This is a genomic window from Lactobacillus helveticus, assembly GCF_046109915.1.
GTDB lineage: Bacteria > Bacillota > Bacilli > Lactobacillales > Lactobacillaceae > Lactobacillus > Lactobacillus helveticus.
The window spans coordinates 87218-101953 of sequence record NZ_CP151471.1 but is presented as its reverse complement, the minus strand read 5'-3'; the positions used below and the strand labels follow the sequence as shown (position 1 = coordinate 101953).

Here is a 14736-nt window from a genome sequence, read left to right as displayed (position 1 = left end):
AAGTGAAAATGAAGGAAACAACAATGAAAACTAACAGAAATTCAAAGATTAAGAAAAACAAGTCTAACTTTTGGGATACTCTTCCTCAAATCAATAACAAAGAAAAAAGACAAGAAATTGAAGAGTTAGGTTATAATCCTTCCTAACAACGTGCTGTTGGGAAAGAAAGAATTACTGATTAATATGAAATAAAAAGTGCTGATAGTCTTCATAAGCAAAGACACATCAGCACTTTTTTACTTGGTTAAATTTTTATTATTCTACAAATCAGTAATATGGAAAATTTGGTTTTCCAAAGTTTTTAACTTATATTCTCCACCCTTAATGTACTTTTGGTGGTAAGCCACAGTTAAGTAAATATCATTTGCGGCATTAACATGGATACTTTCCATTTCACTGTAACGATCTGGTAAATCAATACCATCAACCATAGCTACTTGCCAGTTATCACTGTTTGTTTCACCCCATGGGAACTTAACAATCTTACGTGACCAAGTAATTACTTCACCAGTTTCATGGTTAATCTTTGGTGACAATTGGTTAGAAATATAGATATTCTTGTCATCATCAATAGCATAGCCTTGAACTGAATCAATCATTTGTGGCATTTCTTCATCTGGAGCAACACTTGGATTATCGAAGTTGTCGATGTGGAAAGCACTCAAGCAATGTAAATCAGTGATTGGCGTGTTCTTAGTGCCATTTTCATTCAACTTTTGGTTTACTTCATTTAAGTCAAACAAACCAAAGTGACCTGAACCATCATCCCAAATTGAAGCAATCATGAAGTACTTGCCATTTGGTGAAACTGAAGCTTCTACTCTGTGCAAGTGATCATGACCATCATAAGGAACGTCGGTTACGTGATTCAAGTGTGACAAACGTGGAAGTTGTGTATTTGAAGTATATCTTTCTGGTAAAAGTCTTGGGTACTTTACTCGTGCAATTTGAGTAGTCCAGTTGCCTGAATTTGGTTTAGCACCTACGAAATATTCATCCTTGTCATTAGCTGGTACCCAGGTTTGCGTGTGGCCAAAGCCCATCATTACTAAGTGTGGATCAGTATAATCGATGTTCTTGGTTAAACCTTCATGTTTTCTATAAACCAACACATCATGTGCACTGTGAAGAAGTTGCAAGGCAAAAACATGATCACCATTTACTACACCAACTTGCGCTACAACATGGTGCATCCCATTCAAGCGATAAACCAAATGAGGTGTAATACTTTTAACCATTCTTACTTATTTATCTTCTTTCTTTATATCTATTCATTTTCACTTATACATAAATTATATCCTATCATCAAAAAATAGATTGACTTTATGCCGATAATTTCCAATAATTAGAGTAAATTTTTCTTGGAGGGAAAATTATGAAAAGAAGAACAACACTTTTATTGTCGAGTGCAGTAACCATTGCGGCATTATTTAGCTTCAACTCAAAAGTTCAAGCTGCGGCTGATCCTACGATCAAGGCAACAAACTACAACATGACCGTGAAGTTGAACACTCGCAAGAATCAATTAACAGAAAAAGTTACCATGCACGTTGTTAATAACGGCAATGAACCTGTTAAAAATTTATTGGTTAGAAATATTGCTAGCGGCGTGTTGAAATACGACCACAAGCATTTTTAGGCTACAAGAAATGCGACAACTTCAGTTAAAAGCATTTCATCAGATGGTCAAAAGCTTTCCTACACTACTGGCAAAGACAAGAGCAATTTATTCGTTAACAAGAATTTGAACGCCGGTGAATCCACTGATTTAACGGTTAACGTAGTTACCGGCGTGCCTAAGAGACAAGATCGTTTTGGCTACCAAAATATCAACGGCGGTAAGGTTTATAACCTGTCATTCTGTTTCCCATACTTAAGCGATTATCGCAACGGTAAGTGGAATTATCACCCATACTACGATGCTGGTGAAAACCGCAACAGTGCTGTAAGCAACTTCCACGTTAGCTTTTTCGCACCAAAGAGCTACAAAGTTGCCGCTTCTGGTCAAAGCACAACCAAGAATGGCAAAACTACAATTACCGCCAACAACATGCGTGAGGTCGCAATCGCTGCTTCCAACAAATTCAAGGTTGACCACGCTTATGCAAACGGCGTAAGAATCAACGACTACTACCTTGCAAGCAAAAACAGCAAGCAATACAACAAGCTTGCTTTGATGACTGCCCAAGACAGTTTCCACATTTTTACCAAAAAGATCGGCAAATATCCTTACAAAGAAATCGATATTACTGAAGGCTTGCTTGGTAAAGATACCGGTGGGATGGAATATCCTGGCTTGATCATGATCGATGCCAGCGGCTTTTTACAAAAGAAGCACCCACTTGATAGATATAATGAATTAACTGAAGATGTTTCTCACGAAGTTGGTCACCAATGGTTCTACGGCACTGTCGGCAGCGACGAATACATGGAACCTTGGCTTGACGAAGGTCTTACCAACCTCCTTGAAAATGGCGTTTAAGATTTGACCTACACTAAGAGTAAGGCCTACTGTGCTAAACTGATGCACAGCAAGTTCTACACTCGTAAGAACGTCAAGCGTGCTAACAAGATCTTAAAAGAAAATGCTAACCAATTCATTAATAAGAATCAAAAGGACAGCTACATCAACTACCCTGTTAATAATCCACCAAAGGGCGTTGACACTGAAGACATGGCTTACGAACTTGGGATGGACTTCCCTGCTGTTTTAAAGGTTGCCATGGGCGAAACCAAGTTCTTCGATGCTTTACACGATTACTATCAAACTTACTACTTGAAGCAAGCAACTACACAAGACTTCTTGAACATTATCCGCAAGTACGATAATTCAAAGAAGGTTAACAACGTGATCAATAAATTTATTGATCCTAAGTACTTAAGTGAATAAAATCAAATAACCCCGAAAACGTTTGAGTTTCGAGGTTATTTTTATAGTCTCATAAGTGCTAAAATCAACTTAAGGGATTATTACAAAGGAGACAAAATATGACTACTAAAAAATTAGCAACTATCGCAGCAGCTTTATTAATCAGTGTTGCACCAGCAGCTGCTATTATCAATCAACCTGTTCACACAGTTCAAGCAGCTACGCAATCACAAAAAGGTAAAGTTACTCTCAAGAAATCCTTTAACGGCACAGTTCAAGTCTTCAACAGCAAAGGCAATGCCACTACCACTACCCAAAAAGTCAATGGCAAGAAGATGACTGTTGCTTCAACGGTTAAATCAGGCTCAAGTTTTAAATATTATGGCAAGCCTATCCTGATCCAAGGTAAAAAAGTAGATGCAAAAACTTCTAAGAACTACCACTACACTACCGCTTCTTACGTTAACATCGGTAAAAAACGCTACATCAAATCTTTGAATGTTAGCTCAATGGATGGACAAAATGTTTTAATCTTGAGTTCCAACTCTCGCATTTATGATAAAAACGGTCACCGCACTACTTTCAATGGTTTGTCACTCATCCCTAAATATATGCTAGTTAAAACACCAGCTAAAACCCACGCCACAACTAAGAATGACGTATTTTACTACTTCTCAAATCTTAGCGGATCTAAAAAGAGAAGTTTGAACACAACCACTATCAAGGGCAAGCCATTCTATGCCTTAGGTAATGGCGCTTATATCTATGCTTCAAATGTTGGCTTTGTCAACGGCAACACCCTTTACCAAGCTTCTGGTACTACTACCGCCACTATTTTAAACAAAATCCATGTTTTGAATAATAAGCTTAAGTCAACCAGCAAGTTGCTCAAGATTGGTCAAAAAGTTAAGGTAGATGCCACCAAGACCACTGGTGAAGGTGATGAAGCTGGCCTTTACTTCAGAATTGCTGGCACCAAAGGTAAAAACGCACAATACATTTACTGGGGCGACGATTCCGAATATGGTATGGATCAAGAAAGTACCACGGATGAATTCCAAGGCAACTTCAATTTAGATAATCACCTGGCAAATTAAGACTAAACAAAAAATGCTCTCTTTTGAGAGCATCTTTTATGCCTATTTTTTTAATTAAAGCAACTTTTCAAAAGCATCTTCGTACTTAGGAATATCGCCGGCACCCATGAACACGATGACAGAATTCTTATTCTTAGTTAAGTCAGCAATATTATCTAAGTCAATCACTTCTGAACCTGGGATATTCTTAACCAAGTCTTCACTTGAAATATCACCATTAGCTTCACGGGCTGAAGCATAAATTGGAGTTACGTAAGCCTTGTCTACGCCACGTAAGATTTCTTCGAAGTCCTTTTGGTACTTCTTAGTTCTTGAGAAAGTATGTGGTTGGAAGACAACAACTAACTTCTTGTCTGGGAACTTTTGACGAGCAGCTTGGATAGTTGCACGCATTTCAGTTGGGTGGTGAGCATAGTCATCAATAACCGCAATGTCGCCAAAGTCTTTTTCACTAAATCTACGCTTAGCACCCTTAAAAGTAAGAAGACCATCACGGATATCATCCATTGGTACCTTTTCAGTGTAGGCAACAGCGATAACAGCAGTTGAGTTCAAAATGCTGTGGTCACCAAACAAGTGAATTTCAAATTCACCAAGATCTTTGCCATGAGCTAAAACGTGGAACTTAGAACCAGTAGTTGACTTCTTAATTTCAGTAGCTTGGAAGTCATCAGTATCGTTAAAGCCGTAAGTGTACTTAGGAATATCAGTCTTAAGGCTTTGAAGACGCTTGTCATCGCCCCATACGAACAATGCCTTCTTAGTTTGATCAGCTGCTGATTGGAATGCGCTGGTGTAATCGTCTTGATCCTTGAAGTAGTCTGGGTGGTCAAAGTCGATGTTAGTCATAATTTGGTAATCTGGGTGATATGCCAAGAAGTGACGACGGTATTCATCAGCTTCGTAAACGAAGAAGCGTGAATCTGGAACACCCTTACCACGACCGTCACCAATTAAGTAAGTAGTTGGTGCAACTTCACCTAAAACGTGTGACAAAAGACTAGTGGTTGAAGTCTTGCCGTGAGTACCTGAAATACCGATTGAAGTGTGCATTTGCACGATTTCTTCAACAGTATCTGGGTAGCTTTGCCACTTAACGCCCTTATCAATGCAACCCTTAACTTCTGGGTTATCTTCCTTAAAAGCATTCCCCTTAACGATTACTTGTTCATCGTTGCTCTTGATGTTGCTTGGGTCAAAGTCCTTAACTTCAATACCAGCTTTTTCAAGTGGAACTTGAGTGAAGGTGTACTTTTCAATATCACTACCGGCAACGTTGTAGCCTAAGTCGTGAAGAAGTAGTGCTAAAGAAGCCATACCGGTTCCTTTAATACCAATAAACCAAATTTGTTTGTTTTTATCTAACATATTTAACTCTCCATAATGTTAAAAATACTCGTAACATATTTAACTCTCCATAATGTTAAAAATACTCGTCTTTTATTCTAACATTATTTCATTTTTCCGTAGCAAAATCAGAGAACTTTAGAAGTACTTTTTTAGCCCCGCTGCTTGGGATTAAGTAATATCTTGTCTTTTGGTTACCTTTCCAATCTTCTGCTGGATAATAGCCTGGCTTGTGTGCCCACTTTTGATATACCTCGACCATTGGATAATTTTTGTCACTATTGTAGGCTTGACGCATTAAATTCAAGACTTGTTGTGCTTCTAGAGGCGTTAAGTTGTTGATGTCTTTTGCTTTGACTTTTACACCCTTCAAATTTTTCTTAGCAAAATTAACTTGCCATAAAGCTTCGTTAACTGCAGCCTTAGTTGCATCTTTATCCGCTGCAACAGTCTTCGCATTTTCTATGGCTTGGTCGTACAAGCTACGATTTACCCAGTTGTCTAGACGATACTTATCGGATGCCTTAACAGTACTTTCATCAGAAATTGCATTGGTAAGTGAAGTCTTTTCACTAGCAGTTGCTAATGCACTATTTGCTTTGGCTTCAGCTTCTGTGTTGCTGGTCTTAAGTTTTCTACCACTGAGTGCTACATCACTAGCTTTGACATAGAGATTGCTGTAGGCAGTATTTTGACGATCGTCTTCTGCACCTGATTTGTAAACCAATGAGTTTTGAACATGGTAGTACAATTCAGCTTTGTTTTCCTTGGCATCCCACAAATAAAGTTTTTGGTTAACGGCCAACTCATCACCGTCAAATTTAGTATCAACCTTTTCACCGTTGACATTGTAGAAAGCAGTTTGACCTATCTTGAAGTCAGCTACGCTATAGCGCATGTTGTACACATCTTCGCCGCTAAGATATTGTTTAGCCAAAGTTGGACCTCTATCACCACTCCAAACATAAGGAACGTCTGGACTGCTTTCTTCATATAAGCCAGTGTCAATATAAACTGGATTCTTACCGCCCTTTACACGATAGTAAGAAGCAGTATAGTCTCCCATCCCGCTTTGAACCACCATATCGGCTGTTACAGTTTGTCCTTTCTTGTACAGCTTATTGATTTGTTGGAAGTCTTGATTGTAAGCAAGTGTATCGGCAACAATCTTAACCTTGATAGGACCTTTGGTATAAAGGGCATTACCATTAATGGCATTTACATTGTTAGCCTTGATGTACTGATTTTTACCAATTCTGAAGTAATAGTTGCCCTTAATCTTGTAGGACTTAAGTGAACGAACATTGTGTTTCTTGTTGTTAGCCATATAGAAATATTGGCCATCTTTGTCTTGAACTTTACCAGCATATGGTACTAATCGACCAGCTTTAATTACTCGTCCTTGACGTTGGCCGCGAGAATTATAAACGGAGCTATTTTGAGAAACGAATAAAACTCCTTTGCCATTTACTTTGGCAATTTGATCACTTTGGACATAAGTATTTTTACCAATATTGTAGTAAGTGTAAGGCTTGCGGTAGTATTCATCTTTGGCTGGTGACTTAACCTTAGTGTTATAAGGTAAGTAATCACGCTTGCCGCGGTAGGTCTTTAATCTCTTACCATTCTTATCGTAAACATATGAATTGCTGGTAAGTACATATGTACCACCCTTCATTACATACGCATTATTTTGTTTAATATATCCACCATTGCCGATGTAGTAATAAGATTCTTGGTTAATCAGACTAGGTGTTGTAGCACTAGCATAGACCACTTTATCACCTTTAGTTAAAGTAGGTTGACCATAGAATTTATAATTCTTAATCTTGATACTCTTATTTGCATGGATAAATTCGCCCTTTTGTCTAATATAAGGCGTTGCAGTTTTATCGTAGCCTTTATGTAAAGTAATGCTTTGTGCATTAACTGTTTGAGAAGTTATTAAACCTAAAGAAACTGTTGCTAAAACAGCCGCTGCACTAGATAAAATTTTATTATTGAGTTTCATTTTCTCCACTCCCTTGTGGCTTTGTTTCAATAACTTTTACAGTTTCATTATACCTTGATTAGTTATTTCAAGATGAAATTTGATTTACGGCACAAAAAAGCGTTGAGATTTTTTCTCAACCCTTCTTTTATATATATTGACCTATTACAATATCTTCTATTTAACTTTATTTAGCTACAGCAACTGCCGCCTCTTCCTTAGCTTCCTTGGACAATCCAGCAAGGTCACCTAATAAAGTAAAATCAATTTGAGGTGCTAAATCTGGCTCTTTACGCAAGCTCAGATGGTTTAACATTTTCAGTTGGATGGTCTTTGTCAATTAACTCTTGTGAGATTTCACTATCAGTTAACTTCTTATCCTCTAATACGCTTTATGCTTCTTTGACTTCTTTTTCATATTTTCTTGTCATAAAAAACGCCTTCTTCAACTCTTATTGTAGTTGCTTTTACAAAAAGGTTTAGCAAAACGTACTTTTTTATTTAACTGCAGCAAAAAAGCATCAGACTAACATTTAGTAGCCCAATGCCCTTTCTCAATTATAAAGTGATTTCACCACTAGCGATCAATTCGTCGCACTTAGTTGGTTCAAATTCTGCACCAACTTCAAAGTTATCAGGAACAACCATGATACCACGCTTTTGTGGTGCATGTGGAAGACCTAATTCACGAGCTGAACAAATCATACCGTATGAATCAACACCACGAAGAGCACCTGGCCAAATTTGTTCACCATTTGGCATTAAAGTACCTGGAAGAGCAACAACAACCTTTTGACCTTGAGCAATGTTAGGAGCACCACAAACGATTTGATGTTCTTCACCGTCCCCCACTTCAACAGTAGTTACGTGAAGGTGATCTGAATCTGGGTGCTTTTCACAGGTCTTAACGTAGCCATAAACAAGGGTTGGCTTGCCATAAGCTAACTTATCATCAAAACCAACTTCAGCAAGCTTCTTATTTAAGGCTGCAAGTTCATCATCTGAAAGCTTAACTGGACCATTTGGTAACTTATCAAAGTCGATTAACTTATCAACGTTGAAGAAGTTAAAACCAATAGTCTTGCCTTCATCGTTAGTTACGCGAGTAACGTCTTCTTTTTCTTCAAATGAACTACGGCCTTCATCATGACCCATAATCACGATCAAAGTATTAGGATAAGCTTCTTTATTAGTACTAGTAATCATGCTTTTTCTATTTCTCCTTTTAATCAAGTGATCGTAAAAAATTTTCTACTTCATCTTTAGTTTTACGGTCCTTATTTACTAGTCTACCAATTTCTTTGCCATCTTGGTAGACAACAAATGAAGGAATTCCCATAATCATTAATTTTTTTGCAACATCCATTGAGCCATCACGGTCAATTTGATAAAACTTAGCATTTGAAAAATCTTTTTCAATTTCTGGTAAGAATGGATCTAAGAAGCGGCAATCAGGGCACCAATTGGCAGAGAATTCCAATACAACGCGACCTGATTTAGTGATTTCTGTTAATTGATCTTCAGTTAATTCTTTAATCTTTTCCATAATTTTACCCCTCATTATCAACTTACTATTTATAAGTATTTTAATGATTAAAAATATATTTTACAAGTGCTATGCTTCAAAATCTGCATGCAATGCATAAATTGGATTGCCTTTAGCAGCAAATTTATGTTCATATTCAGTTTCAATATTCTTTTCTACGATTTCAGGTTTTTCGTGATGTAAGTCTACTGAAACAAAATCAAAATGCATCCCAAAATTATTCATACTTTGCACAGAATAAGCAAATAAGCCTGAATTATCTGTCTTAAATTCAATATGGCCATCTTTAGTTAAGACCTGTTGGTACTTAGCTAAAAAGCTCTTATAAGTCAATCTGCGCTTCTCGTGACGAGTCTTTGGCCATGGATCACTGAAGTTTAAGTAAATGACATTCGTGCTGTTTTCAGGGAAGAAGCAGTTAATATCAGCTGCATCCCCGCGCAAAATTTGTAAATTGTCTAGGCCTTTTTCTAGCTTAGTTCTCAAAATAATACCAGCTGCAGTAGTTTGAAGTTCAAGCGCTACATAATTTTTATCTGGATTATTTTCAGCTAAGGTAGTAATAAAATGGCCCTTACCTGAACCCACTTCAATTTCAATTGTATTGTCATTGCCAAAACGTGCCGCCCAATCAATCTTCTTTTCAGGGTCAGGATTTTGCAAAACACTTTCAGGATGTTCATTAACAAGCTTTACAGCCCAAGGTTTATTTCTTAATCTCATTCTTTCAATTCCTATCTCTTTATTTTTGTTGTTTAACTCTAACTGGCAAATAACCATAATTGATAATCATCGTGAATACAAATAATACTGCAATACTAATCCAAAGATGAGAATCAATTGGCAATAGTACTAGCCAGAATACGCTGATCAATAGCCATTGGATCAGAAGTCCTAAGTTTAAGACTTTGACTAAATCCTTTCCGCGATTGTCACGCACAATTGGATAGACACGATACATGATGTTTGAATCAAACTCGGTTGCCATCGGTAACAGTTGGTAAACGGTCAAGAAAATCACTAAGCAAGACAAGCCAAGTGCCCAACGCCAATCTTGTACCAGCCAAGAAATCAACACGGCAAAAGCTGTCATTCTAACTAATAAATTCAAGTACTCTGGATTTCTGAGTAGTGATCTCCGATACAAGAATAAGTTAGGATTTTCTTTAGCGATTGACTTAGGTAAAAGAAAATCAAGATATTTTCTACGTTTAATCGTTACTTGCTTTTCTTCAACATCGGTAAACATGCTAAAGATGCTGTAAACGCGATCTTTTCTTGCTTTTTCACTTTCAACGGCATAACGCCAATCGAATAATAGCTGTTTATTTCTTTTAACTGATGCAAATAATCCTGCTATGGCAAATCCGATTATCGGATAGTATGTAGTAAAAATCGACACTACCAAAGCAGCTAAACTAATCCAACTAAACTTTATTTTTTGACCAAAATATAAATTCTTTTGTTCAATATCTAATTCTGCCACTTTAATAAAAAATAGCGTCAAAATTAACAAAATATAGCTAGGAGTATTAAGCCCCGCTTTGATCATAGCAAATGGAAACAGGATACCAGCAAGCAATAATTCTAAGATAAACGGTAAAACCAAACTGTATTTAAACATCGGTTTCAAATATTCATCCATCCGCTCATCTTGAGTGAACAAGAACTGCATATCCGCGTCTTTTAATAGCGTAACCAAATGTCCCGTCAATAACGGCAGCCATAACAGTAAACCTGTCAATGGCTTGTAAAACCACAAACTAGTTGGCATCGACTTCATGGCTTGCGCATACCAGAACATCAAAGCCCCGAATAAAAAGATCAAAGCCAAGATAAAGAAGTCATTGAAAACCAGTGTTAAATACTTAACTGATTGCTTAAGGTTTTCGTTTAACCTTTTTTTTGCTAACTCACGCATTGCCATTATCCTCTCTATTCAAAGCTAAATAGAGCTTGTCAAACGGATCATCAGGCTTCAAACCATAGTGCTGACGAATTTCTTGTAAGCTGCCAATCACTTCAATGGTGCCGCGGTTTAAAACAGCATAGTTAGAAATTGCTTGTTGTGCATCAGCTAAAACGTGAGTAGTCATCAGCACCATTTTGCCGTTAGCAATTGATTGCTTAATTAAATCAATCAGATTAGCTACAGCAAGTGGATCAAGACCAGTAAATGGCTCATCGATTACAAGCAAGCTGGTATCAGCTAAAAAGGCGGATACGATCATGACTTTTTGCCGCATCCCTTTAGAAAAGTGAATCGGCAGCCAATCAAGCTTATCATCTAATCTAAACATTTTAAGTAGTTCATGCGCCCTATCCCATGATTTGCTAGGATCAAGACCATAACTCAACATCGTTAACTCCAAATGCTCTTTTAAAGTTAATTCTGGATATAAAACTGGCGTTTCAGGAATATAAGCAACTTGCCGCTTAAACTTGGTTGGCTGCATCGTCAAATTCACATCATTGAGCAAAATTTTACCTTTTTGCGGTCTAAGCAAACCCAAAATATGCTTAATCGTAGTTGACTTACCTGCACCATTTAAACCGATTAAGCCCAGTGCCTCTCCTGGCTTAATCTCCAAATTAATATCTTTGATAACTGGGACACCAGTATAGCCCCCAGTTAAGTCTTCAATTTTTAATGTCATTTTTTCGTTTCTTTCTATGCACTTACCCAATCATACCGTCTTAAAAATAAGGGGTTCTTCTTATCATTCTTGGTAATCTCATTATTGGCTTTAGCTTGCTCTAACTTATAATGTGAATCTAAGGTCAATAATAATTCACTAGAAATTCCCATTACTTTTTCTAACCGCAAAGCTAATATTTCATTAATAAATCTTTTACGCTTTAAAATATCAGAAATATTTTTTTGACTTACACCTAATCTTTCAGCTAAATCTGTTTGAGTAATATCATAATATTCCATTGTCTCTTGAATTAAATCAGCAGCAGAACTAACATGATATTTTTTAATTTTATTCTCGCGATGAAGCATGATAAAGCCCCTTTCTTTAATGATAGTCTTCAATGGAAATTATTTGGACTGTCACAATTTCTGTTTTTTTCGTAGATATCACATCATTTTTATCGTAACCTTCAAAAATCATACGATAATTTCCACTAACATCTACGGCAAATTCACCTTGCAAGTTTCCTTGAAGTTTATGGCACCTTGGTGGTGAATCTGAAGGAATTTGAGCCAAATTTTTGCCGCATCAAATTCGTCTAATCTTGCCATAATTCGCCTGGCACGATCTTTTCCAGACTCTTTTGTCATTAGCCTTGGACTATTTAATATCTTAGTTAATTTTTTGTCTCTGCAAAATATTCCACATATTCACCTCACCGTAATTATACCATATCGGTATATTTTTAAACAAAAAGCAATCTTTCTTTCATTTTTTTAGTATTCTAATTATTGATTAAGTTCGTTTCATGATACCATGAATGTTATAAGAAACTAAAGTCTAACAAATAAGAGGTAATTATATGGAAAATAAAAATTTAGTTGACGATTGTTTATTCTGCAAAATTATCCGCGGTGAAGTTCCAAGCTACACGGTCTTCGAAAACGATGATGTCAAAGCTTTATTAGACATCTCTCAAGTTAACCCAGGTCACACTTTGATGATCCCTAAGAAGCACATCACTAACTTATTTGACTATACTAAGGAAGATGCTCAAAGATATTTGCAATACATCCCTGAAATTGCTAACGCAATCAAGAAGGCATTTCCTAACGTTACTGGGATGAACATTACCACTAACAACGGTAAGTCAGCTAACCAAGTAGTTATGCACTCACACATTCACTTCATTCCTCGTTTTGAAGGCGATGGCTTGAAGCTCCTGACTCGTAACAACGCCGATCAATACGATGAAGCAAAATACAATGAAGTAGCTGATAAGATTAAAGCACAATTTTAAGGTGAAATAATGAAACATTTTCTTTTAGGCACTGTTTTCGGTGCTACAGCTGGATTAGTCTTTTCTTGCATGAAAGATGATGAAGGCAATCGTCCAGGAAAACCACTTAAGGATGAATTTGATGCCTTTAAGCATGAAGCCAATCGATTCAATCAAGCTTTGCAAAAAGCAAAAAAAGCAAGTCAAGAATTAAATGAACAAATGCCTCAAGCTGAACGAACTATTAGCGACCTCAGCGATGATGTTGAAAAGTATTCAAGACATATTGATCCAACTGTTGATAAAATCAAACAAAAAAGTGATCAATTAAATCAAGATTTTGGTGAAAATAATATTGTTAAATAAGAAATATTAAAGAAAATTTAGTTTTTTTGTGAATATTGCTTATTTAAAAACGAAACAACTAATTTTATGGTATATTAGTTGACAGTTACTTAATTAAGGATGTGGAGATTTATTTATATGAAGAGTTATATGAAAAAAGTTGCTGCAGTTGTTGCTGTAGCTGGTGTTGCTTTATCTACTGCTGCCTGCTCAAATAGCGGCAACAATGCTACTGTTGCTTCTTACAAGGGTGGTAAGATTACTCAACAACAATACTACGATGAAATGAAGAAGTCTCAAGCTGGTAAGTCAGCTTTGGCTAACATGATTATTAACCGTGCTTTGGAACAACAATACGGCAAGTACGTTTCATCAAAGAAAGTTGATAAGCAATACAACAACTACAAGAAGCAATACGGCTCACAATTTAGTGCTGTTTTACAACAAAATGGTATGACTGCTTCAACATTCAAGCAAAACTTGAAGACCAATTTGCTTTCTGAAGCAGCTTTAAAGCACATTAAGAAGATTTCTAAGAAGCAAGAACAACAAGCTTGGAAGAACTACCAACCTAAAGTAACTGTTCAACATATTTTAGTTGCTAAGAAGTCAACTGCTGAAGACATTATCAAGCAATTGAAGGATGGTAAGAGCTTCAAGAGCTTAGCTAAGAAGTACTCACTTGATACTGCTACTAAGAATAAAGCCGGTAAGCTTCCTGCATTTGATTCAACCGACAACACTTTAGACAGTGCATTCAAGACTGCCGCATTCAAGCTTAAGACTGGTGAAGTTACTGAAAGTCCAGTTAAGTCACAATCTGGTTACCACGTAATCAAGATGATTAGTCACCCAGCTAAGGGTAAGTTTGCTGATCACAAGAAGGCTATCGATGATGAAATTTACGCATCAATGGCTCAAGATCAAGCTGTTATGAAGGACGTTATTGCTACTGTATTGAAGAAGGCAGACGTTTCTATCAAGGATAACGACTTGAAGGATGTATTATCAGCTTACGTTTCAACTGGTGCTACTAAGTAATAAATTTTACTAAATTAAAAAATCCAATTCTCGCTTGAGAGTTGGATTTTTTCTTTACTCTTAATTGTCTATCCTTTTAGTAACGGCGTAAGTAACCGCTTTAATGCTAAAATTAAAGTATAGAAAGAAGCTTTAACTATGAATGAAATTAAATTAAAAGGTGGTCACTTATCACTTCCAGAATTAAACGCTATTTTTACTACCATTCCTCAAGAATTTGACGTACTCGATGAAAATGATATTGTTGTCTGGTCATCAATAAATGAGCATCGCATCTTCCCTAGAACTGAAAAAGATATTGGCAAGACTGTCTTCAAAGTTCATCCCGGTCACTCGCAAGGTCGAATTAAAGCTGTTTTAAAACAAATGCATGAAGGTGAACGCAATTCAATTTCAATTAATATTCATAAGGATGGACAGCCTCTTAACATTTCTTTTTACAGTCTCCACGATGATAATGGAAAATATTTGGGATGTGTGGAAGTCACGCAGCCTATTAAAAGTTATCAGGTTAAAGGCAGTAAATGGCGCAATCTTCTAAATATGATCCACAAAAAATAATCGTTAATTAAAAATGGCAGTA

17 protein-coding genes and 1 pseudogene are annotated in these 14736 nt (G+C 36.6%); 7 read left to right on the top strand and 11 right to left on the bottom strand.

Going from position 1 to position 14736, the window contains the following annotated elements; genetic code table 11:
* The first annotated feature begins 23 nt into the window (after positions 1 to 23).
* Positions 24 to 146, top strand: a complete 123-nt coding sequence (locus AADV52_RS00690) for a hypothetical protein (protein ID WP_014918429.1) — start codon at positions 24 to 26, stop codon at positions 144 to 146.
* A gap of 114 nt (positions 147 to 260) precedes the next feature.
* On the opposite strand, the gene AADV52_RS00685 is transcribed toward AADV52_RS00690, so the two are convergent.
* Positions 261 to 1238, bottom strand: coding sequence for a class III bacteriocin (locus AADV52_RS00685; protein WP_014918428.1), 978 nt, complete (start codon positions 1236 to 1238; stop codon positions 261 to 263).
* 137 nt (positions 1239 to 1375) lie between these two features.
* Between AADV52_RS00685 and AADV52_RS00680 the strand changes: the two are divergent.
* Both AADV52_RS00680 and AADV52_RS00675 read left to right on the top strand, forming a co-directional pair.
* Positions 1376 to 2890 (top strand): annotated as a pseudogene (locus AADV52_RS00680) (M1 family metallopeptidase).
* Positions 2891 to 2988: 98 nt separating this feature from the next.
* Positions 2989 to 3966, top strand: a complete 978-nt coding sequence (locus AADV52_RS00675; RefSeq protein WP_014563193.1) for an SLAP domain-containing protein — start codon at positions 2989 to 2991, stop codon at positions 3964 to 3966.
* A 54-nt stretch (positions 3967 to 4020) separates the two neighbouring features.
* Here the strand turns inward: AADV52_RS00675 and murC are convergent, their stop codons facing one another.
* The 10 genes from murC to AADV52_RS00625 all read right to left on the bottom strand — a co-directional run bounded on the left by murC (position 4021) and on the right by AADV52_RS00625 (position 12064).
* On the bottom strand, positions 4021 to 5334 hold the full coding sequence (murC, locus tag AADV52_RS00670) for a UDP-N-acetylmuramate--L-alanine ligase (protein ID WP_014918427.1): 1314 nt from the start codon (positions 5332 to 5334) through the stop codon (positions 4021 to 4023).
* An 88-nt stretch (positions 5335 to 5422) separates the two neighbouring features.
* Positions 5423 to 7324 (bottom strand): SLAP domain-containing protein, encoded by a 1902-nt coding sequence (locus AADV52_RS00665; protein ID WP_014918426.1) that lies wholly within the window; start codon positions 7322 to 7324, stop codon positions 5423 to 5425.
* Between the two features lie 166 nt (positions 7325 to 7490).
* Positions 7491 to 7643, bottom strand: coding sequence for a hypothetical protein (locus AADV52_RS00660; protein ID WP_014918425.1), 153 nt, complete (start codon positions 7641 to 7643; stop codon positions 7491 to 7493).
* A gap of 218 nt (positions 7644 to 7861) precedes the next feature.
* Positions 7862 to 8509 (bottom strand): YtpR family tRNA-binding protein, encoded by a 648-nt coding sequence (gene ytpR / locus AADV52_RS00655; RefSeq protein ID WP_012212147.1) that lies wholly within the window; start codon positions 8507 to 8509, stop codon positions 7862 to 7864.
* A 19-nt stretch (positions 8510 to 8528) separates the two neighbouring features.
* Complete coding sequence (locus tag AADV52_RS00650; RefSeq protein WP_014918424.1) at positions 8529 to 8849, bottom strand: thioredoxin family protein; 321 nt, start codon at positions 8847 to 8849, stop codon at positions 8529 to 8531.
* Between the two features lie 69 nt (positions 8850 to 8918).
* Positions 8919 to 9572: a tRNA (guanosine(46)-N7)-methyltransferase TrmB gene (trmB, locus tag AADV52_RS00645; RefSeq protein WP_012212149.1), complete on the bottom strand. Its 654-nt coding sequence runs from the start codon at positions 9570 to 9572 to the stop codon at positions 8919 to 8921.
* 19 nt (positions 9573 to 9591) lie between these two features.
* Positions 9592 to 10770, bottom strand: coding sequence for an ABC transporter permease (locus AADV52_RS00640; RefSeq protein ID WP_014918423.1), 1179 nt, complete (start codon positions 10768 to 10770; stop codon positions 9592 to 9594).
* Entirely contained in the window at positions 10763 to 11506 is a 744-nt protein-coding gene (locus AADV52_RS00635; protein WP_003627193.1) for an ABC transporter ATP-binding protein, read from the bottom strand. The genes AADV52_RS00640 and AADV52_RS00635 overlap by 8 nt, the downstream gene beginning before the upstream one ends.
* A 14-nt stretch (positions 11507 to 11520) precedes the next feature.
* Positions 11521 to 11856, bottom strand: a complete 336-nt coding sequence (locus tag AADV52_RS00630; RefSeq protein WP_014918422.1) for a HigA family addiction module antitoxin — start codon at positions 11854 to 11856, stop codon at positions 11521 to 11523.
* 16 nt (positions 11857 to 11872) lie between these two features.
* Positions 11873 to 12064: a hypothetical protein gene (locus tag AADV52_RS00625; RefSeq protein WP_014918421.1), complete on the bottom strand. Its 192-nt coding sequence runs from the start codon at positions 12062 to 12064 to the stop codon at positions 11873 to 11875.
* Positions 12065 to 12350: 286 nt separating this feature from the next.
* On the opposite strand from AADV52_RS00625, the gene AADV52_RS00620 reads away from it, so the two are divergent.
* From AADV52_RS00620 to AADV52_RS00605, 4 genes are all read left to right on the top strand, one after another.
* Entirely contained in the window at positions 12351 to 12788 is a 438-nt protein-coding gene (locus AADV52_RS00620; RefSeq protein ID WP_014918420.1) for an HIT family protein, read from the top strand.
* Positions 12789 to 12797: 9 nt separating this feature from the next.
* Entirely contained in the window at positions 12798 to 13133 is a 336-nt protein-coding gene (locus AADV52_RS00615) for a hypothetical protein (RefSeq protein ID WP_014918419.1), read from the top strand.
* Positions 13134 to 13250: 117 nt separating this feature from the next.
* Positions 13251 to 14153: a peptidylprolyl isomerase PrsA gene (locus tag AADV52_RS00610; protein ID WP_014918418.1), complete on the top strand. Its 903-nt coding sequence runs from the start codon at positions 13251 to 13253 to the stop codon at positions 14151 to 14153.
* Positions 14154 to 14291: 138 nt separating this feature from the next.
* Positions 14292 to 14714 carry a PAS domain-containing protein gene (locus AADV52_RS00605; RefSeq protein WP_014918417.1) on the top strand — a complete coding sequence of 141 codons (423 nt, stop codon included), beginning with the start codon at positions 14292 to 14294 and terminating at the stop codon, positions 14712 to 14714.
* The last annotated feature ends 22 nt before the right edge of the window (positions 14715 to 14736 follow it).

What these genes read in the sequence shown, in the direction of transcription:
- AADV52_RS00610 (WP_014918418.1), top strand. Translation starts at nt 13,251, where the DNA reads ATGAAGAGTTATATGAAAAAAGTTGCTGCAGTTGTTGCTGTAGCTGGT.
- AADV52_RS00620 (WP_014918420.1), top strand. Translation starts at nt 12,351, where the DNA reads ATGGAAAATAAAAATTTAGTTGACGATTGTTTATTCTGCAAAATTATC.
- AADV52_RS00675 (WP_014563193.1), top strand. Translation starts at nt 2,989, where the DNA reads ATGACTACTAAAAAATTAGCAACTATCGCAGCAGCTTTATTAATCAGT.
- AADV52_RS00640 (WP_014918423.1), bottom strand. Translation starts at nt 10,770, where the DNA reads ATGCGTGAGTTAGCAAAAAAAAGGTTAAACGAAAACCTTAAGCAATCA.
- AADV52_RS00605 (WP_014918417.1), top strand. Translation starts at nt 14,292, where the DNA reads ATGAATGAAATTAAATTAAAAGGTGGTCACTTATCACTTCCAGAATTA.
- ytpR (WP_012212147.1), bottom strand. Translation starts at nt 8,509, where the DNA reads ATGATTACTAGTACTAATAAAGAAGCTTATCCTAATACTTTGATCGTG.
- murC (WP_014918427.1), bottom strand. Translation starts at nt 5,334, where the DNA reads ATGTTAGATAAAAACAAACAAATTTGGTTTATTGGTATTAAAGGAACC.
- AADV52_RS00630 (WP_014918422.1), bottom strand. Translation starts at nt 11,856, where the DNA reads ATGCTTCATCGCGAGAATAAAATTAAAAAATATCATGTTAGTTCTGCT.
- AADV52_RS00685 (WP_014918428.1), bottom strand. Translation starts at nt 1,238, where the DNA reads ATGGTTAAAAGTATTACACCTCATTTGGTTTATCGCTTGAATGGGATG.
- AADV52_RS00665 (WP_014918426.1), bottom strand. Translation starts at nt 7,324, where the DNA reads ATGAAACTCAATAATAAAATTTTATCTAGTGCAGCGGCTGTTTTAGCA.
- AADV52_RS00690 (WP_014918429.1), top strand. Translation starts at nt 24, where the DNA reads ATGAAAACTAACAGAAATTCAAAGATTAAGAAAAACAAGTCTAACTTT.
- AADV52_RS00615 (WP_014918419.1), top strand. Translation starts at nt 12,798, where the DNA reads ATGAAACATTTTCTTTTAGGCACTGTTTTCGGTGCTACAGCTGGATTA.
- trmB (WP_012212149.1), bottom strand. Translation starts at nt 9,572, where the DNA reads ATGAGATTAAGAAATAAACCTTGGGCTGTAAAGCTTGTTAATGAACAT.
- AADV52_RS00650 (WP_014918424.1), bottom strand. Translation starts at nt 8,849, where the DNA reads ATGGAAAAGATTAAAGAATTAACTGAAGATCAATTAACAGAAATCACT.
- AADV52_RS00635 (WP_003627193.1), bottom strand. Translation starts at nt 11,506, where the DNA reads ATGACATTAAAAATTGAAGACTTAACTGGGGGCTATACTGGTGTCCCA.